The organism is Halostagnicola sp. A-GB9-2 (assembly GCF_030068615.1).
GTDB lineage: Archaea > Halobacteriota > Halobacteria > Halobacteriales > Natrialbaceae > Halostagnicola.
In genome coordinates this window covers 560646-578223 of record NZ_JASJOC010000001.1, presented here as the reverse complement: position 1 = coordinate 578223, position 17578 = coordinate 560646, and the positions used below count along the sequence as shown (strand labels likewise).

Below are 17578 nucleotides of genomic sequence, written 5' to 3'. Positions count from 1 at the left end.
ACGGTTCGCTACCGATACTGCCCGCCACAACTCCACTAAGACTGTACTCGAGGGATACTTCGTCTCGCATTCAGAAAGCCTAATCAGTCACAGTCTCCGTTGTGCTCACATGAACGGAGTGCCCCACCCAATCGCGATCCCCTCTCTCGAGCGGAGTCACGGAGGGGTTCGTGACCGATGACCGAAGAACGTGACGGCTGGTCAGATATATACCGTCTCCCGCAGTTTTTCGACCGGCTCGAGGACCAGCAAGCCGTTTCGATCAAAGAAGCGGTCGACGAACTGGAGATCGACCTCGAGATGGATATCGAGGGCATCGTCTATCACGATCGCGGCATTCGCGTGCCGGGCTATGATGCGATGTTCATCCAGGAATCAGAGGAGACGAGGTCCGTTCCGGCCTTCAGCGTCGAAGTCGGTGCCGTCGGACCCCGCAGTGCCTGGGGCGTGTTCGACGCCTCGAAGGAGTGGGACGCGTACCTGCTTACCGCCGACGACGTCGCCGCGATCGCATGGGTGAGCGACGACGAGTTCACCTTCGAGGAGTCCAAGCAGTTCACCTCGAAGGATACGGCGATCGGTGCCGGTCGCTTTTCGTTCGGCGTGTTCCTCTACGAGAGCACCGAATGGAATTCGCTCGTTGAGGAACTCGAGCAGACCGACTCGCCGGCGTATCTCCACCACGACGACGGCTCTACGTACTACCCACAAACCCAACCGGAGTTCTACAGGTACGTCGATTCCTCGCCCGAGGAGTTTCGGGAGAGCGGAGGCGGTGCGCCGGGCTATCTCGGCTTGCTCGAACTCGAAGTAACGATCGACGACTAGTCTCGACCGGCCGCGACGACTCCTTTACCAGGTCTTCTGAACCAGCCGTTCGCGTTTTCTGGAACAGCCCTTTGGTCCTCTGAAACCAGCCAGCGATCGATGCTCACCGGGACGAACCAGCTACTGATGTTTCTCCGGGAATGGAGAACGTAAACGGGGCCAGCACGCGATTCCCTGCGTAAACGGTGGCCGTCGTGCGAGTAGCTGTTGGGCCAAGGATGGTCCGCTCAGGTCGGGGGAGACCCGAGCGAGATAGGTGAATACGCGTCGCCACGATCGGACGTGGCATACACGATGACAACGCGATGGAACGGGGTGGTTCCACGGTTGGAACGGGGTGGTTCGGTTACATTGCCAGAGTGGGAAATCGGCAATGTTGGCCGACTGCTGTCGGCAATTTGTAATACTAATTGTCGCCGTATATGTTTTATGGCGTTGGTTGGTTGAATTTTACGGAAGCCCGAAAGCACATAGATGGCGAAAATAACGAACCCGGTGCTCGAGAGTGCCGATTCGTGTACTAGATCTGCTGGTACTCATTAACGACGGTTGAGAACGGATCGAACGGCGGGCGCTACAGTCGCTTGCTCACGTACGGGCCGTCCTGATGATACCCCAGTTTGTTCCGATAGTACTCTCGAGCGCCGATACCCGAGATGACGCTGAGTTTGTCGTAGCCCGCGTCGGCGGCCAACGCTTCGGCTCGCTCCATTAGTCGGCGGCCGTACCCCTGATGCTGGTGTTGGTCAGTCTCGCCCTCGTCGCCCATCGCGACCTCGGTGCCGTAGACGTGGAGTTCCCTGAGAAGCGCCGCGTTCTCGAGTTCGCCTCTGACCGGCTTGTTCGGGAACCGGAGCCGGCAGAAGCCAATCAGGAGGTCCTTTTCGAAGTCCTCGAAGCTGATGAAGTGTTCCGTCCCGCCGCTGGCCTCGTAGGTCATGACGTCGAGTTCGACGTTCTCGGGCTCTTCGTCGTTCATCCCGGCTTCGCGACAGCGGATGCACTCACACTCCCAGCCGTGTTCGTCCATCCGTTTTCGCGCGAGCTGGCGGAGGTTCGACTTCCAGACGCCGGCGTCGATGAAGTCGGCTGGGATGTCACGCTGGACGCGCTGGAGGCGCGTATAGCGGGGGATCATATCCTTGATCTCCGCGACAAGCTCTGCGGCTTCCTCGTTGTCTAACGGATCGTACTCGCCTTTGTGCCACCAGTCGTAGGTCGCCGTGCCGCGGACGATCAGTGTCGGATAGATCTTCAGGTAGTCGGGCTTCCACTGCTCCGCCTCGAAGATGCGACGGAAGTCCTCGAGACACATTTCGTGGCTCATCCCCGGTTGACCGGGCATCATGTGGAAGCCGACCTTAAAGGCCGCGTCCCGGAGTCGTTGGTTGGCCTGGATCGACGCCTGTACGCCGTGACCGCGGTGCATTTCGCGGTTGATCCGCTCGTAGGTCGTCTGGACGCCGACCTCGACTTTCGTCCCGCCGAGATCCAGCATCCGGTCGATCTGTTCGGGGTCACACCAGTCGGGTTTGGTCTCGAATGTCGTCCCGATGTTCCTGATGTCGCCCGTCTCGTTTTCGGCGATGACATCCTCGAGATACTTCCACTCGTACTCCTCGGGATCCTCCGCGAAGCTCACGCCTTGAGCGGGTTCGGGTTCCTTGTCGACGTCGTAGTCGTTCATCGCCTCGAGCGCGCGCTTGACGAACCACTCCTGGTAATCGTGGCTCCGGGCGGTCATCGTCCCGCCCATCAGGATCAACTCGACCTTGTCGATGGGGTGGCCGATCTCGCGCAACTGCTCGAGGCGGAGCGTGACCTGTCCGTACGGGTCGTAATCGTTCTGGACGCCGCGTGCGGCCGCGGGTTCTTCGCCCGTGTAACTCTGGGAGGAAGAGAACTCCGAGTCCGGGCCGCCGGGGCAGTAGAGACACTTCCCGTGGGGACATCGCTCAGGAGAGGTCATGATCGCCACCGGCGAGACGCCGGAGGCGGTTCGAACCGGCTTGCGCTGGAGCACGGGCTCTAGGTCCTCGCGGTACTCCTGTGGCGCGTAATCCAGCAGTTCGGAGTTTTTGGGCACCTTGGGTGCCGAGTGCTCCGAACAGGCCTCGAGTTTGGCCTTCTCGACCTCGTCGCGCTCGACCTCGCCATTGATGATCCGCTCGACGAGCGTTTCACAGACCCGCTCGAACGCTTCAGTTTCGGTCGGGTCGGGCGTGTCGGTACTCACTACCCCGTTTTCGGGGCTGTCGGCGAATAAGCGTGTCGGACTCGAGGACGGACCCGAGAGCAGTGAGACTCGATCAGGCCGGGAGCTTCTGTACCGTCGATATCGCGGACCCTCCGATCGCGCGTACTGTGTGAAACTCGACAGACAGGTAGACTCTCCGGGATGCACCCCGCTCGTAGCACGTACTCGGTCCATTCGAATTCCGCAGGGTGACTGTTTAAGGACCGACCCGAGGAAAATACCTTAGCTAATGTCACCGGACCTGACGGTGGTAATTATCGCGGTCGCGTTACCATTCGTCGCCGCAGGACTCACGCCGCTACTGTTTCGTCTCTTCGGCGAACGAACGGGGTACGTCGGAGCGGCGGTCGCGTTCGCGTGTTTCGGACTGCTCGCGTCCCAGTACGGCTCCGACGGAACGGTCGCGCTCTCGTGGATTCCGTCGCTCGAGATCGCGCTCCGGTTCACCGTCGACGCCTGGGCGCTGCTGTTCGCCTTGCTCGCGAGCGGCATCGGCGTTCTCGTGTTCGCGTACTCGCCTGTCTACATGCACGGCGAGTCGGGACTCGCGCGGTACTATGCGGCGTTGCTCGCGTTTATGGGCTCGATCATCGGCGTCGCGCTCGCGGCAGATCTGATCGCGCTCTTCCTGTTCTGGGAGCTGACGAGCGTCTGCTCGTTCGTCCTGATCGGCTTTCACACCGCCGATCGATCCTCACAGTACGCCGCTCGAATGGCGATGTTCGTCACCGTCGGCGGCGGGTTGTTCTTGCTCGTGGGACTGCTGTTGCTCGCGTTGGTCGCCGGGAACGTCCTCGACGGCTCCGCGTTCGATCTCGCGGCAATTCTCGCCGAACCCGAGGCGGTCCAGGCGGGACTGCGCGAGCGCAATCTCTTCGTTCCGACGTTGGCCCTGATCGCCGTCGGCGCAGGGGCGAAGTCGGCCCAGATTCCGCTCCACTTCTGGCTGCCGAACGCGATGGCCGCTCCGACGCCGGTCTCGGCGTTCCTCCACTCCGCGACGATGGTGAAAGTGGGCGTCTACCTGATCGGACGGCTTCGACCGCTGCTGACGAGTACCGAGTGGCTGTTCCTATTTGCGACGGTCGGACTCGCCACGATGACCGTGTGCGCCGCACTCGCGGTCGCCTCGAGGGATATCAAGGAGTTACTCGCCTACTCGACGGCGAGTCACCTCGGGTTGATGGTCGCCGGCTTCGGGTTTACGTCGGTCGTCGGCGCGGAGGCGGGCGTCTTCCACCTCTTCAATCACGCCCTGTTCAAGGCGGCGCTGTTTCTCGTCGCAGGGATCGTCGCGCACGAGGCCGGAACCCGGCGGCTCGACGAACTCGGCGGTCTTCGCCGCGATCTTCCAGTAACTGCGGCCGTCACCGCGATCGCCGGGCTCAGTATGGCCGGTATCCCGCCCTTTAGTGGCTTTTACTCGAAGGAACTCCTCTTCGAAGCGACGGTCGAGGCGGCCTACGGACTGGGGACGCTCGGCTGGATCTACCCCGCCGTCGCGACGATCGGTAGCGTGTTTACCGTCCTCTACTCGCTCCGCTTTCTCGCTCTCTTTTTCGGACGGCGACCCGACGGGCTCGGACGCGTCCACCGGCCGCCGATACTGTTGCTCGCTCCTCCCGCGCTCCTCGCGGCGCTTACGGCCGTCGTGAGCGTCTATCCGGATCTCGCCGTGCGCGCGATAGTCCAGTCGGCGGTCGACGTGACGGTTACGGATCCGCATTCGATGCACGTCGGTCTCCCGAGGGCGTACTCGCCGGCCGTCGAAATGAGCGCGATCGCGATCGGTCTGGGCGCTGTCTCCTACTTCTCTTTCGGACGCATTCACGGGGGAATCCGTTCGATTCCGGTGGCCGTTCCACCGATCGGTGCGAACTGGTGGTACGACGTCGCGGTCGACGGCCTCACCGAAACGGGATCGAGGCTCGCGTCGACCGTTCACAACGGCCTGCTCCGGACGTACGCGACGTGGACGCTCGCCACCACTTGCGTGCTCACGATCTCCGGCTTCGTCGCGACTCGAGCCGTCGTCGGCGCGACCGTCGGGATCGAGGCGTCGCCCGAAATAGGGCTCGTCTTGCTCGTCGCGGTCGTCGCCGGCGTCGCAGTGGTGCTCTCTCCTTCTCACGTCGCGGGCATCCTCACGCTCTCGATCCTCGGATTCATGATCGCAATCTTCTATATTCTCGCCAGCGCGCCCGACCTCGCGTTAACCCAGCTCGTCGTCGAGACGCTCATCCTCCTCGTCTTCCTGCTCATCCTCGAGGAGATTCCCGAGTACTACGAGGTCGGTCTTGGAAAGGTCGCTCGGGATGCCGTCCTCTCGATCGGTATCGGCGTGACCGCCTTTCTGACGGTCATCGTCACCACTTCCGCTCGCTCCGAGGGAACCAGCGACGTCGCGCGCTACTACACCGAACGAGCCGTTCCGGAAGGCGGGGGAACGAATATCGTCAACGTCGTTCTTGTCGACTTCCGAAGCTTCGACACATTGGGAGAACTCGTCGTCGTCGCTATCGCCGCAATTTCGGTGATCACGCTGCTCGTCATGCGCTCCGGAGGTGACGCTGAATGACGACAGTCATCATGCGGACGACGGCTCGCGCGGTCGTCCCGATTATCCTCGTCGTCGCACTCTCGCTGTTCGTCGAGGGCCACAACCTTCCTGGCGGTGGCTTCATCGCGGGCGTCCTCACGACGACCGCGTTTGCGCTCCTCTATATCGCGTTCGGACTCGACTTCCTCGAGCGCGGCGTCCTCGGTCGCGACATCGAACCGGGAAAAACCCCCTCGAGAGATCGCGTTGTCATCGCCTACCGTCGGGTGTTCAGCTTTGGTCTGGCGATCTCCGTCGCGAGCGGGCTGGTCCCGCTCCTGTTCGATCTCCCGTTTCTCTCCCAGACCTACGTCGAGTTCGAGAACGTTCCGTTGTACGGCCACCTCGAGCTCGCCAGCGCGCTCGCGTTCGACTTCGGCGTCTACTGCGTTGTCGTCGGCGGCCTGTTGACGATCCTCTCGGTGGTGGGTGCAGAATGACGGCGGTCGTGCTCGCCGCCGTGGTTGGTTCGCTGTTCGCGCTGGGAACGTTTCTCCTTCTCCGTCGCGATCTGATCCGGGTCGTCTGGGGGTTGGCCATTATCGGACAGGCCGCGAACGTGTACCTACTCGCGATGGGGGAAATCGCCCCGGCATCGTTCGAGGCGGTTCCGATTCTCGCCGGTCACGGCGAGGAGGCGTCCCATGCACAGACCGCCGACCCGCTGGTTCAGGCGCTCGTTCTGACCGCTATCGTCATCTCGTTCGGGATGACCGCGTTCGCGCTCGTCCTGAGTTATCGGGTGTACGAGGAACACGACACGCTGGATCTCTCCGAACTAGGTGATCAGGACTGATGGACGGACTCGTCATCACGCCGATGCTCGTCGTTCTCGTCGCGGCGGTCGGAACGCTACTCTTTCGCCGTCAGCCCCGCGTTCGACTGGCCGTGAGTCTCTCCGGGGCCGTCGGGTACGCGGTCGCGGTCGCCGCGCTCGCCTGGTACGTCGTTATCGCTCCCGCCGCTCCCGGTATCGCGACGTATCAGGTCGGAGACTGGCCGGCACCGTTCGGCATTACGCTCGTGGCCGACGGCCTTTCGGTGTTCATGCTGTCGATGGTCGCGACGATCGGACCGGCGTCGCTGGTGTTCTCCGCGAGGTACCTTCCCAAGTACGATCGTCGGACCTTCTACTATCCGCTCTCCCATTTCCTGTTGCTCGGCGTCACCGGCGCGTTTCTCGCCGGGGACCTGTTCAATCTGTTCGTCTGGTTCGAAGTGATGTTGATGGCCAGTTACGTCTTCGTCGCATACTACGGCGGCCCCCAACATACTCGCGCGGCGTTCTGGTACGTCGCGTTGAATCTCGTCGCCAGCGCCGTCTTCTTGCTCGCGGTGGGCGGCATCTACGCGACGACCGGAACGCTCAACATGGCCGACATCGCCCAGCGGCTGGCGGATCCGGCGGCCGCCGGGATCGATCCCGCGCCGGTCGTCGGACTCCTTGCGCTGTTGCTCTCCGTCTTCGCGATCAAAGCGGGACTCGTTCCGTTCCAGTTCTGGATTCCGACCGCCTACCGCGCTGCACCGCCGCCGATTACGGCCCTCCTGGCCGGAGCTTCGAAGAAGGTCGGCATCTACGCGATCATCCGCCTCTCGTTTACGGTGTTCGCCGGCGCACAGGTTCCGGTCTCGCTTCCGTGGGTTTCGGGCTCTTCCCCCCTCGCGTTCGTCGGCCCCATTCTGTTCGTCATGGCCGCCGGAAGTATCCTCGTGGGCGGCCTCGGCGCGGTCGGTCGCGACTCCGTCGAGGGCGTCCTCGCGTACTCGAGCATCGGACAGGTCGGATTCATCGCGATCCCGGTCGCGATCGCCGCGACCACCTCGAGCCCGACGTTGCGACGGGTCGGGATCCTCGCGGCGCTGGTGTACGCGCTCAACCACACGATCGCGAAGGGACTGCTCTTTCTGGCGGCCGGCACGATCGAGAGCGCGACCGGGACGACCGACCTCGACGAACTGGGCGGGCTGGCCGGTCGTTCGCCCGCGCTCTCGAGTGCCGTTTTCGTCGGGACGCTCGCGCTCGTCGGTATTCCGCCGCTATCGGGCTTTTTCGGAAAGTTACTCGTGTTCGATACCGCGGTCCGGGCGGGCGCGGCCTCGGTCCTCGCGCTGTTGCTCGTGGGGTCGCTGCTGACCATCGCCTACACGAGCCGAGCGTGGAACCGCGGATTCTGGGGGGTGCGGACGCCGGCAGTCGAGGACGCCGCCGTGGATCCGATACAGGTAGCCATCCTCGTTGGACTCGCCGCGGCGATACTCGCGGTCGGCGTCGAATTCGAATCCGTCTACCGGTTCGCCGATGCCGCCGCGACGGCCGCGCTCGATACCGAGTCCTACGTCGAGGCCGTCGACCCGCAAGCAGTCAACGGGGGTGAGCAGCCGTGAACGTTCGAACGTGGCCCGTCGCCAGCCTCGTCTTCGCCGCGCTGTGGGTGTTCATCCGCGGCGTCGAACTCGCGCCGGCGGCGCTCGTCGGCCAGTTCCTCTTCGGACTCGTCGTCGGACTTCCCGTCGCGTTCGTCTTCCGGCGGCTGTACGTCAAACGGATCGACCTTCAGCAGGGAGTCTACGCGGCCCCCTACGCCGGGCGCTACGCCGCGACGTTCGTCGCCGAACTCATCCGAGCGAACTTCGACGTCGCCTATCGCGTCCTCGCTCCCGATCCCCGGATCGAACCGGAAGTAATCTTGATTCCGCTCCGCGTTCGATCGGACATCGCGGTGACGATCATCGCGAACAGCATCACGATCACCCCGGGGACGGTGACGCTGGATCACGATCCGGAGACCAATGCGCTCTACGTCCACGTGATCGACGGCCGCGACCTCGAGTCGGTCGTCGAGCCGATACGAACCTGGGAAACGTACGCACTCGAGATGTTCACCGAGAAACGATCGCCGGACGATCCGGCACCGGAAATCATCGTCGACGGAGGAACCGGAAATGAGTGATCCGACGATGGGTGCGCCGGTGCTCCTCGAAATGACGGTAGCAGGCGCACTGATCCTCGTTAGCGGACTGTGCGTACTCTGTAGCTATCGAGTTATCCGAGGACCTACTGTGCCGGATCGCGTGGTTGCGCTCGACACGATCGCCACCAACGTGGTTGCTATCGCCGTCCTGTTTGCACTCCTGACCGGGCGCGGACTGTTCGTGACGGTGAGTCTCGTCCTCGCCATCATCGGGTTCATCGCGACCGTCTCAGTCGCGAAGTTCGTCACCGAAGGAGAGGTGATCGAGTGATCCGCGAAGCGATCGTGATCGCGCTGGTCCTCGTCGGCTCGTTTTTCCTGACGGTCGGAACGATCGGCCTGCTTCGGCTGCCGAACGTGTACAACCGGATGCACGCCACGAGCAAGCCCACGACGCTCGGGACCGCCGCGATCTTTCTCGCGGGCTTCGTCTCTTTCGGACCGGGAAGTGAGGGACTCACGTCGCTCATCGGAATCGTCTTTCTCTTCATGACCGTGCCGACGGGCGCACACATGATCGCCCGCTCGGCACAACGAATCGGCGTTCCGTTCCTCGAGGGCGTGACCTGGCCCGCCGAATCCTCGCAGGCGAGACGGACCGACGAGACGGGAGAAGAGACCGACGAGTAGCGAGTCGCGTGCGACGGACTGACGGACACACGCTGTGGCGACTGACGAACTGGCTACTCGCTGAACCATTCGAGGAACGATCGAGGTCGCGTTTCGATCCGGGCCCGCGAACGAATTCCGACTGGTCCGTCTCCGGTTTCACTGATCCACCGCTACGTCTCGTACTCGAGGTCGCGATCTCGATCTCGAGCGTCGCCTTCGGATCCACGCCACTGCTCGACGTCCTCCAGCGTCTCCGTCTCGAGCAGCCGCTCGAGTTTTCGTTCGAACTGCGCGTCGGTCAGCTCGCCGGCGGCATACCGAGAACGGAGCGTTTCGAGGGCTTCGCGGTTGTCCTGGCCTGTGCTGGTCTCTCGACCACTCTGGGATCCCTGCTGAGTCGGTGTTCCATCGTTCGAGTCCGTTTCACCGCTCCACCACTCCTCCCAGGATTCGTCTCCCCACCAGTCGTCCCACCATTCCGCCTTGTCCGCTTCGTCGCCGAACAACAGTGCGACCAGCGGGACGACGACGATGTACCCGACTAATAGGACCGCGAGCCAGAGGTTGCCGCCGATCCCCGCAAACATCAACCCGAGCCACAGGCCAGTGACGATCATCGAAGTGATCTCCGTGATGTTCTCACGGACTCGAGTCGCCGGATCGTCACTCATGGATGATAGTTCTCGGGCGACGACGAAAGATGTTTCTTCCGATTTGTCGATCGAACGGCAGGACGAGTGATCCGAGGTTAGGCGAGGGTTTCGCCGAGTGTCTCGACTGTAGCCTCTTTGACGGCGTCGCGTTCGCCCGAGAGGTATTCGATGTGGCCGTCGCGTCCGCCGACGACCGAGACGCCCGCGTCGGGAACGCGCTCGGCGATTTCGTTGCCGAGTTCGCGGACGTCAAGCGTTTCGGTCGAGCGGACGTGCAGTTCGTCGTCGCCGACGCCGAGCGTGACGAACGGCGGATCGGCTCGCGATTGTTCGCGCCGGTGGAGCGCGTCCAACAGCAGCTTCGTCGTCGGGAAGTTGTACCGGTGAGTGAACGAGCCGGTGTCCAGAATCGACAGGGTCACGCCGTCGATGCCGCGAGCGGAGCAGTTCTCCGAAGCGGCCTCGAGTTCGGTCTCGAGTTTGTCGCGGAACTGTTCGGAGACGTGGGCCGCGAGGTCCCCGTCGTCGTCGAACAGCAGGTCGATCACGAGTTCGCGTTTGTCCTTGTAGGACTGGTAGAACGCCTCGAGCGCGACGGCTTCGCGGCGTTCGGCGAGGGTCTCCTCGTCGTAACCCGCTTCGGTTGCGAGTTCGAGGTACGATTCGGGAGCGTCCTCCCAGTAGCTCACTGCCGGAAGGTGCCCGAGGTCGTCTCGAACGTCGTCGTTAACGGCGGCAGCGACGTTTACGCTGAGCGCCGTCGAAGTGAGATCGGAGACATCGGCGTCGGCAAGCGACGGTGCGACTGCCAGCGAAACCGACTCAGTAATCTCCTCGTCGGCGCGACTGTCGTCGATGACGACCGACTCGGTGTCGTACAGCGAGAGGAGGTCGTAGCCGTCGGCCGATTCGGCGGTCGAACCGGCGTCGACGAGGACGACGAGCGGCAGCTGTTCGCCGTGTCGCTCGCGAGCCTCGAGCATCGAGGTGACGTCGTCGGTCGCCGCGTCCATGTCGTAGACGCGACCCTCGAGCGGCCGTCGCTCGAAGTAATGATAGACCGCGTCGTCGCGGGTGTGTTTCTCGCGGATCAGCGGCAGGACGGCGCGTTCGATCGCGGCACCGGCGATGTAGCCGTCAGCGGTCGCCTGGTGACGAACGACGATCGGTCGCGATTCCATCACCGCGCGGCGGATCTCCGTTGCGGCCTCGAAGAGTTCGTCCTCGACGGCCGAGACCGCCTCGTGATCGTCGAACAGTTCGAGCGCCGGCGGACGCGCTTCCTGTTCGATCGCTTCTTCGAGTCGCTCGAGAATGCTCTCTCGCTCCTCGTCCGTGAGCACTTCGAGCGCCTCGGTCTCGACCTGTAGGTCGCCGTGGTGGCGCTCGACCTCACCCTCGAGGGCGACGACGTCGTCGAGTTCGACGTCGGGGTAGGCGCGGACGCCTGCCTCCTCGAACGCGGCACACTCGACGGTCCCCGTTTCGTCGCTGAGTTCGAAGACGGTCGGGCCGGAGGTCTGCCGGATGCCGGTGATCTCGCCCTCGAGTCGGACGATACTGGCGACCTGTGACTCGATGGCATCGACCGTCGTTCGGTTCAGCGACGGTTCGGTTCCGAACTCGAAGTCGGAGTCGCCATCGGCTTCCTCGGCTTCTTCGACGTCTTCAGCTTCTTCGGTTGATTCTGCAACCGACTCGACCGCGCCGGCGCTTTCGGTGGTGGCGGCCGTTTCGGTCGGGCTCGTCGTCTCGGACGATCCGCTTTCGGTTGCCGTCGAGCCGGTCCCGTTCGTGACGGGTTCGGAACCCGTTTCGGACGGCGACGCCGTCGTCTCCGTTGGGTCGTCGACCGAAGTCGTCTCCGTTGACTCGTCGGTCGAAGATTCGTCCGTTTCGGGTTCGTCCGAGCTCCCGTCCTCGAACTCCTCAGGGAGGAGTTCGTCGTCGGCGGTTTCGATCAGTTTGCCGCGGAAATCGCGGTCTTGCTGTCTGATCGACCAGCCGAGGTCGATGTTTCCGTTGTCTCTGACGTCGAGAACCTGAACGTAGACGCTGTCTCCTGGCTCCCAGTCGAGACTCTCGAGTCGCTGGTCGAGTTCGCTTCTGTGCAACAGTCCGGTGACGTGATCGCCGACATCGACGAAGACGCCGAAGTCAGCGTACCCGTCGACGGTACCCCGGTAAAACCGACCGGGCGAGAGCTGTGAGGCGGAGGTGCCTTCGAACTCGAAGGCGACGTCCTCCTCGTGGGCCTCACAGACCAAGCCGTCTACGGGCTTGCCGCAGATGATACAGTTACCCATCTACTCGCAACAAGCAGGTTCGGCCTAAAACTGTTGTCGAAATGCGTCCGCGGGAGTCGTCGAAGCGATTTCCACGAGTATATCCAGAATGTGGGTGTTTAGGCGCCTCTAAGCCGAATATCCGATTTCGATGCCGTCCCTTCGTATCGGCGCTTCAAACGGATGGCTGGACTAGACGGTCGGCAATTGACGACAGTATCGACATCTGATTTTTCGGAAAAGACGAGCGGTTATCGTTCGCGTTTCGACGACAGCCGCTCGACAAGACAGCTTCCCGAGCGACCCATACGGACTGCTGTAAGTCATTGCCGGTGCAACCGCAGGCCGATCGCGGTTGCAACGGTTGACTCGCTTCGCTCCTCCACCGAGGCTCGTCTCACACGGTTCGACTCACCACCGGTAAATCGTTACAGCAGACCGTCTCACTCGAAGACCGGCGAGTTCTCCTCGAGTTCCTCGACGTCGCTGACGATCTCTCGAATCTGTTCGGGAAACAGCGACACCTGCACCTCGTTTCCGTCGTCGTCCTCGAGGACGAGCTTGACGCGTTTGTCGCCGAACTCTCGGGCTTCGGCGGACTCGACTTCGAACAGTTTGACGGTCGCGGACTTGTTGGCCGCGCCGACGTTCTTGATCGATCCCTCGTTCAACTCTACCATGAACTCCTCGAGATTCAGCGTGAGCATGGTCGTGCTACGAGCGCCGGATAAAAAACGACACGCATACGGATTGAGAGGGTCGTTCGTAATTCTCTCCCGGCGTAGATACTCCGTCGCCGGTTTCGTCCCCCGAACCTCGTTCTCTGCTCAGGCTGGCTGAAATAGATACGAACGACCCTATGACAGCTCCGCTCTCCTCCAAACTTAAGTTATCGTCAGACAATAGCCCGAACGCTATGGAAGTCACCTGGCACGGTCACTCGACGTGGCACGTCACCGTTGGGGAGACGGAGCTGTTAATCGACCCGTTTTTCGACAATCCGAAGACCGGCCTCGAGCCGTCCGACATCGAGACGCCGGATTACGTCCTGTTGACACACGGGCACGCAGACCACATCGCCCACGCGGGAGCGTTCTCGGACGCGACGCTCGTGGCGACCCCAGAGTTAGTGTCCTACGCCGAGGACGAATTCGGGTACGAGGACGCCGTCGGCGGCATGGGGATGAATATCGGGGGAACCGTCGAATGCGGTGACGCCTACGTGACGATGCACCGAGCGGACCACACGAACGGCGTGATGACCGACTACGAGTACGACGTCGGAATGCCCGGCGGCTTCATCATCTCCGATACGAAGCCGACGCAAGTCAGCGACGAGGAGTCGACGACGTTCTACCACACCGGCGATACCGGACTCATGAGCGAGATGCGCGACGTGATCGGCCCGCACTTAGAGCCCGACGCCGTCGCCGTCCCGATCGGGGACCACTTCACAATGGGGCCGTGGCAGGCCGCCATCGCGGTTGACTGGCTCGACGTCGATCACGCGTTCCCACAGCACTACGACACGTTCCCGCCGATCGAACAGGATCCCGAGGAGTTCGCGAGCGAAGTGGCGGCGACCGGAAGCGACGCCGAGGTTCACGCGCTCGAGGCCGACGAGCCGTTCGAACTGAGCGGGTGACAGTTCGGTCGTCCGCCAGACCAGTCGTACAACCCGTTCTCGACCGACAACCCGTTCTCGAGCGCCGCCTCTCGGGCGACGAACCGCTCCCAGTGCGACAGTGAGTCGGGTCCGACGCGGCCGAAGTTCGGCGTTTTCGCGAGCAGGGTATCTCCTCTCTACTGAGGGCAACGTTTACACGCTCGGCTGTTGACCGTCCCAATGAGATGTCCAAAACAGTAACCACGACGTCCGAGGAAGGATTCAGCGCGACGAACGAAACCCGGGACTTCGAGACGACCATCGACGCGACGGGCGAGGACGCTCCCGACACGCTCGAGGCCCTGCTGGCCGCGTATGGTTCATGTTACGTCCCCGCGCTCCGCGTCGGCGGAGAACAACGTGGCGTCGACGACATGGGACGGATCGAAATCGACGTCAGCGGCGAGCAAAACGACGACGACAAACTCGAGTCGATCGAGTTCGACATCCAGGTCGAAGCCGACGTCGACGACGAAACCGCCGAGAACGTCCTCGAGCGCGCGGACGAACTCTGCAAGGTCCACGACGCGCTGAAAAGCGAGTTGCACGCCGACAAGAGCCTCGAGGGCGGCGCATTCTAGTCGACTGAGCCTTAGAGACGCTGCAGAACCGATTAATTGAGACCCACTGGCCGATCGAACCACTGGCCGATCGAACCCACCGATCGATCGATCGATACCAGTACTCGATTGCAGACCTCGAGGCCTGAACTGGTTTCCCCAACGACCTTACTTGCACGCTACCTTTTCACTTTATGAGTGCGCTGAGCCATCTATTGCCTTCCGGGCGTGTGGCCTCTCCGAGACATCTAGTCCCATCAAGACGCACGTTGGCTTCGAAGCGTGTCTTACTCGTACTGGCCGTGGCGACGATGCTCGTCCTCGCCGGCTGTACCAGCATTCCGGGAACGGACGACGAAATCTCGCCGTCGACGGCCGATGTCGACGGAGAGCTCGAACTGCATCACATCGATGTCGGTCAAGCTGACGCCACGCTCCTGATCACGCCCGACGACGAGACGATCCTGATCGATACCGGCGACTGGCAGAGCGACGGATCCGACGTTATCGAGTATCTCGAGGACCGCGGCGTCTATCGCGTCGATCATCTGGTTGCGACCCACGGCCACGCCGACCACATCGGCGGCCACGCGGCGGTTATCGAACACTTCGAGGACGAGGGCGACGGCGTCGGTGCGGCCTACGATTCCGGCGTCGCGCACACGAGCCAGACCTACGACAACTACCTTGACGCGATCGAGGAACACGATGTGCAACTGTTCGAGGTCGCGGAAGGGGACGAGCTCCCGGTCGATGACGAGGGGCTCGAGGCCTCGGTCCTGAACCCGCCCGAGGGAGACTCGGGGGCCGACCTCCACTACAACAGCGTCGCTCTCTCGATCGAATTCGGCGAGTTCTCGTATCTCACGACGGGCGATGCCGAGGAAGACGCCGAAGAGCGAATGGCCGAAGAGTGGGGTGACCACCTCGAGAGCGACGTCTATCAGGCGGGTCACCACGGTTCGTCGACCTCTTCGACCGCTCCGAAACTCGACGCGTCGACACCCGAAATCGCGGTCATCTCGAGCGCGGCAGAGTCACAGTACGACCACCCGAACGACGAGGTGCTCGAGGAGTTCGGCGAGCGCGATATCGAAACCTACTGGACCGCCGTCCATGGCGACGTGGTCGTGACGACCGACGGCGAATCGAGCGCCGTTTCGACCGAGCACGAGGGCTCGAGCGACCCCGAGGATCTGCTCGAGAAGAAATCGAACGACCAGGCTGGTAACGAGGACGACGCCGCAAACGTTATCCGAGACGCAGACACCCCGATTGATACCACCGGAGGTGTTGCACTCAGCTAATGTCGTCCAAATACACGGCCGTCCTCGACCGGATCGTCGACGGGAAAACGGCGGTGCTCCTGCTCGAGGAAGACGGATCCGTAACCGAGGAACGAACTGTTCCGATCGAGGAGCTTCCCGCCAACGGCCGACACGAGGGTGCTGTCTTCGAAGTCGACGTGAGTGAGGATTCGATCCTCGAGACAGCCTACAAAGCCGAAGACGAACGGGAGCGCCGCGAGCAAGCCCAGAATCGATTCGACGACCTCTCCGAACGACTTTCGGACGAGTAGCAGGGCGGGCGGAATTCGCCTGCCGAAATCCGCAACTGACACAACAGGAATGGGCAGTTTCAAGCCCGTTCTCGAGACAGCCCTACGTATGATACGCTCGTTCGACGGGACGGAGCCCCGGATCGCAGACTCGGCCTACGTGGACGACGCCGCGGTCGTCATCGGCGACGTCGTGATCGAAGCGGACGCCAGCGTCTGGCCGAACACGACCCTGCGCGGCGATCACGGGACGATCGTGGTCGGCGAAGGTGCGAACGTCCAGGACAACGCCGTCCTCCACGAAGACGCCGAACTCGAGCCCTACTCGACGATCGGACATAGCGCGATCGTCCACAACGCGACGGTCGCCGAACGCGCGCTCGTCGGGATGAACGCGGTTGTTCTCGACGGTTCACACATCGGCGAGAAGGCCGTCGTGGCGGCGGGAAGCGTCGTGACGGAAGGGACTGACGTCTCGCCGTCGACGCTCGTTGCGGGAGCCCCCGCCGAGCCCAAAACCGAAATCGAGGGCTCGAGGCTCGCAGAGACCGCCGAACGGTACGTCTCGCTCTCGAAAGAACACGCAGAAACCAGTGAGCGGTTGGACTGAGTGGGATTGCTCCGGTCGATTAACTATATCGCCGAGACCGGTCAGCAGGTCTGCCAGCCGCCGTCGACGTGGAGCAGTTCGCCCACGACGTAGGCGGCGTCGTCGCTCGCGAGGAAGAGATAGGCTCCCGCAACGTCCTCGGGCGTGCCGGCGCGACCCAGCGGGACCGGTTTGAGCAACTCGTCGTTTTCGACCTTCTCTCGAGCCTGTTCGGCCCAGCCGTCGGTGAACTCGGTCGCGATCTGGCCCGGCGCGACGCCGTTGACCCTGATTCCGTCCTCAGCGTACTCGAGGGCGGCTCCTCGAGTAATCATTCGAACCGAGCCTTTGGACGAATCGTATGGAACCTGTTCGAACTGAGCGTGATTCGAACTGATCGAGGCCGTGTTGATGATCGCGCCGGGATCGTCCCGTTCGAGCATCTCTTCTGCGGCGATCTGCGTGCCGAAAAACGCGCCCTTTGAGTTGACGGCGTGGATGCGATCGAACTCCTCGGGAGTCACGTCGGCCATCGATTTCGGGATCTGGAGTCCGGCGTTGTTGATCATCACGTCGATGCCGCCGTACTCGCGGGCCGCCTCGACGAGCGACTCGAGCGACTCGCGTTCGGTCACGTCGGTCTCGACGTAGACGCCGGTTCCGGGGCCGTCCTCGAGCAGTTCGTCCGTCGGGATGTCGGCGTCCTTCGGGTCGCGCTCGAGGTCGCCGTTGAGGACGGTCGCGCCACACGAACCGAACCGACGGGCGATTTCGCGCCCGATTCCCGAACTGGCTCCCGTGATGACGACCGTCGAATCGCCGTAGTCGTAGGTTGGACGGACCATACCAGACATTGTCATACAACGGGCATAAATCACCGTGTCGCCTTTCGCTCCCGGAATCTGCCGACCAGTCGATTGACTCCGCCGATCGAGAGGACCTCAAGCGGGTCCGAAATGGAGAACCGAGCCCCGACGCCTCCCCTTTCGTCAAGTT

General features: G+C 62.6%; 18 protein-coding genes. 13 read left to right on the top strand and 5 right to left on the bottom strand.

Going from position 1 to position 17578, the window contains the following annotated elements; genetic code table 11:
* Positions 1–177: 177 nt before the first annotated feature.
* Entirely contained in the window at positions 178–828 is a 651-nt protein-coding gene (locus QNM96_RS02905; RefSeq protein ID WP_283834508.1) for a hypothetical protein, read from the top strand.
* A 574-nt stretch (positions 829–1402) separates the two neighbouring features.
* Here QNM96_RS02905 and QNM96_RS02900 read toward each other — a convergent pair.
* Positions 1403–3064, bottom strand: coding sequence for a tRNA uridine(34) 5-carboxymethylaminomethyl modification radical SAM/GNAT enzyme Elp3 (locus QNM96_RS02900; protein WP_283834507.1), 1662 nt, complete (start codon positions 3062–3064; stop codon positions 1403–1405).
* A gap of 250 nt (positions 3065–3314) precedes the next feature.
* On the opposite strand from QNM96_RS02900, the gene mbhE reads away from it, so the two are divergent.
* The 7 genes from mbhE to mnhG are packed head-to-tail and all read left to right on the top strand — an operon-like array spanning position 3315 to position 9289.
* Positions 3315–5663, top strand: a complete 2349-nt coding sequence (gene mbhE / locus QNM96_RS02895) for a hydrogen gas-evolving membrane-bound hydrogenase subunit E (RefSeq protein WP_283834506.1) — start codon at positions 3315–3317, stop codon at positions 5661–5663.
* Positions 5660–6124 carry an MnhB domain-containing protein gene (locus tag QNM96_RS02890; protein WP_283834505.1) on the top strand — a complete coding sequence of 155 codons (465 nt, stop codon included), beginning with the start codon at positions 5660–5662 and terminating at the stop codon, positions 6122–6124. Before mbhE ends, QNM96_RS02890 begins: the two co-directional genes overlap by 4 nt.
* Positions 6121–6480 (top strand): sodium:proton antiporter, encoded by a 360-nt coding sequence (locus QNM96_RS02885; RefSeq protein WP_283834504.1) that lies wholly within the window; start codon positions 6121–6123, stop codon positions 6478–6480. The genes QNM96_RS02890 and QNM96_RS02885 overlap by 4 nt, the downstream gene beginning before the upstream one ends.
* Positions 6480–8072, top strand: coding sequence for a proton-conducting transporter membrane subunit (locus tag QNM96_RS02880; protein ID WP_283834503.1), 1593 nt, complete (start codon positions 6480–6482; stop codon positions 8070–8072). Before QNM96_RS02885 ends, QNM96_RS02880 begins: the two co-directional genes overlap by 1 nt.
* Positions 8069–8638, top strand: coding sequence for a Na+/H+ antiporter subunit E (locus QNM96_RS02875; RefSeq protein ID WP_283834502.1), 570 nt, complete (start codon positions 8069–8071; stop codon positions 8636–8638). Before QNM96_RS02880 ends, QNM96_RS02875 begins: the two co-directional genes overlap by 4 nt.
* Positions 8631–8930: a monovalent cation/H+ antiporter complex subunit F gene (locus tag QNM96_RS02870; protein WP_283834501.1), complete on the top strand. Its 300-nt coding sequence runs from the start codon at positions 8631–8633 to the stop codon at positions 8928–8930. The genes QNM96_RS02875 and QNM96_RS02870 overlap by 8 nt, the downstream gene beginning before the upstream one ends.
* Positions 8927–9289, top strand: coding sequence for a monovalent cation/H(+) antiporter subunit G (gene mnhG, locus QNM96_RS02865; protein ID WP_283834500.1), 363 nt, complete (start codon positions 8927–8929; stop codon positions 9287–9289). The genes QNM96_RS02870 and mnhG overlap by 4 nt, the downstream gene beginning before the upstream one ends.
* A gap of 152 nt (positions 9290–9441) precedes the next feature.
* Here the strand turns inward: mnhG and QNM96_RS02860 are convergent, their stop codons facing one another.
* The 3 genes from QNM96_RS02860 to QNM96_RS02850 form a co-directional block, all read right to left on the bottom strand.
* Complete coding sequence (locus QNM96_RS02860) at positions 9442–9942, bottom strand: SHOCT domain-containing protein (protein ID WP_283834499.1); 501 nt, start codon at positions 9940–9942, stop codon at positions 9442–9444.
* Between the two features lie 77 nt (positions 9943–10019).
* The gene (locus tag QNM96_RS02855) at positions 10020–12230 is read right to left on the bottom strand and encodes an OB-fold nucleic acid binding domain-containing protein (RefSeq protein WP_283834498.1); all 2211 of its coding nucleotides are present in this window, start codon (positions 12228–12230) and stop codon (positions 10020–10022) included.
* A gap of 422 nt (positions 12231–12652) precedes the next feature.
* The gene (locus QNM96_RS02850; RefSeq protein ID WP_283834497.1) at positions 12653–12916 is read right to left on the bottom strand and encodes a hypothetical protein; all 264 of its coding nucleotides are present in this window, start codon (positions 12914–12916) and stop codon (positions 12653–12655) included.
* A 209-nt stretch (positions 12917–13125) separates the two neighbouring features.
* Between QNM96_RS02850 and QNM96_RS02845 the strand changes: the two genes are divergently transcribed.
* The 5 genes from QNM96_RS02845 (at position 13126) to QNM96_RS02825 (ending at position 16603) form a co-directional block, all read left to right on the top strand.
* On the top strand, positions 13126–13854 hold the full coding sequence (locus tag QNM96_RS02845) for a metal-dependent hydrolase (RefSeq protein ID WP_283834496.1): 729 nt from the start codon (positions 13126–13128) through the stop codon (positions 13852–13854).
* A 206-nt stretch (positions 13855–14060) separates the two neighbouring features.
* Positions 14061–14456 carry an OsmC family protein gene (locus tag QNM96_RS02840; RefSeq protein ID WP_283834495.1) on the top strand — a complete coding sequence of 132 codons (396 nt, stop codon included), beginning with the start codon at positions 14061–14063 and terminating at the stop codon, positions 14454–14456.
* A 290-nt stretch (positions 14457–14746) separates the two neighbouring features.
* Positions 14747–15742, top strand: coding sequence for a ComEC/Rec2 family competence protein (locus QNM96_RS02835; protein ID WP_283834494.1), 996 nt, complete (start codon positions 14747–14749; stop codon positions 15740–15742).
* Positions 15742–16014, top strand: coding sequence for a DUF3006 domain-containing protein (locus QNM96_RS02830; protein ID WP_283834493.1), 273 nt, complete (start codon positions 15742–15744; stop codon positions 16012–16014). Before QNM96_RS02835 ends, QNM96_RS02830 begins: the two co-directional genes overlap by 1 nt.
* An 88-nt stretch (positions 16015–16102) precedes the next feature.
* Entirely contained in the window at positions 16103–16603 is a 501-nt protein-coding gene (locus QNM96_RS02825) for a gamma carbonic anhydrase family protein (protein ID WP_283834492.1), read from the top strand.
* A 41-nt stretch (positions 16604–16644) separates the two neighbouring features.
* Here QNM96_RS02825 and QNM96_RS02820 read toward each other — a convergent pair whose 3' ends face one another.
* Positions 16645–17427, bottom strand: a complete 783-nt coding sequence (locus tag QNM96_RS02820) for an SDR family oxidoreductase (protein WP_283834491.1) — start codon at positions 17425–17427, stop codon at positions 16645–16647.
* Positions 17428–17578 lie beyond the last annotated feature (151 nt).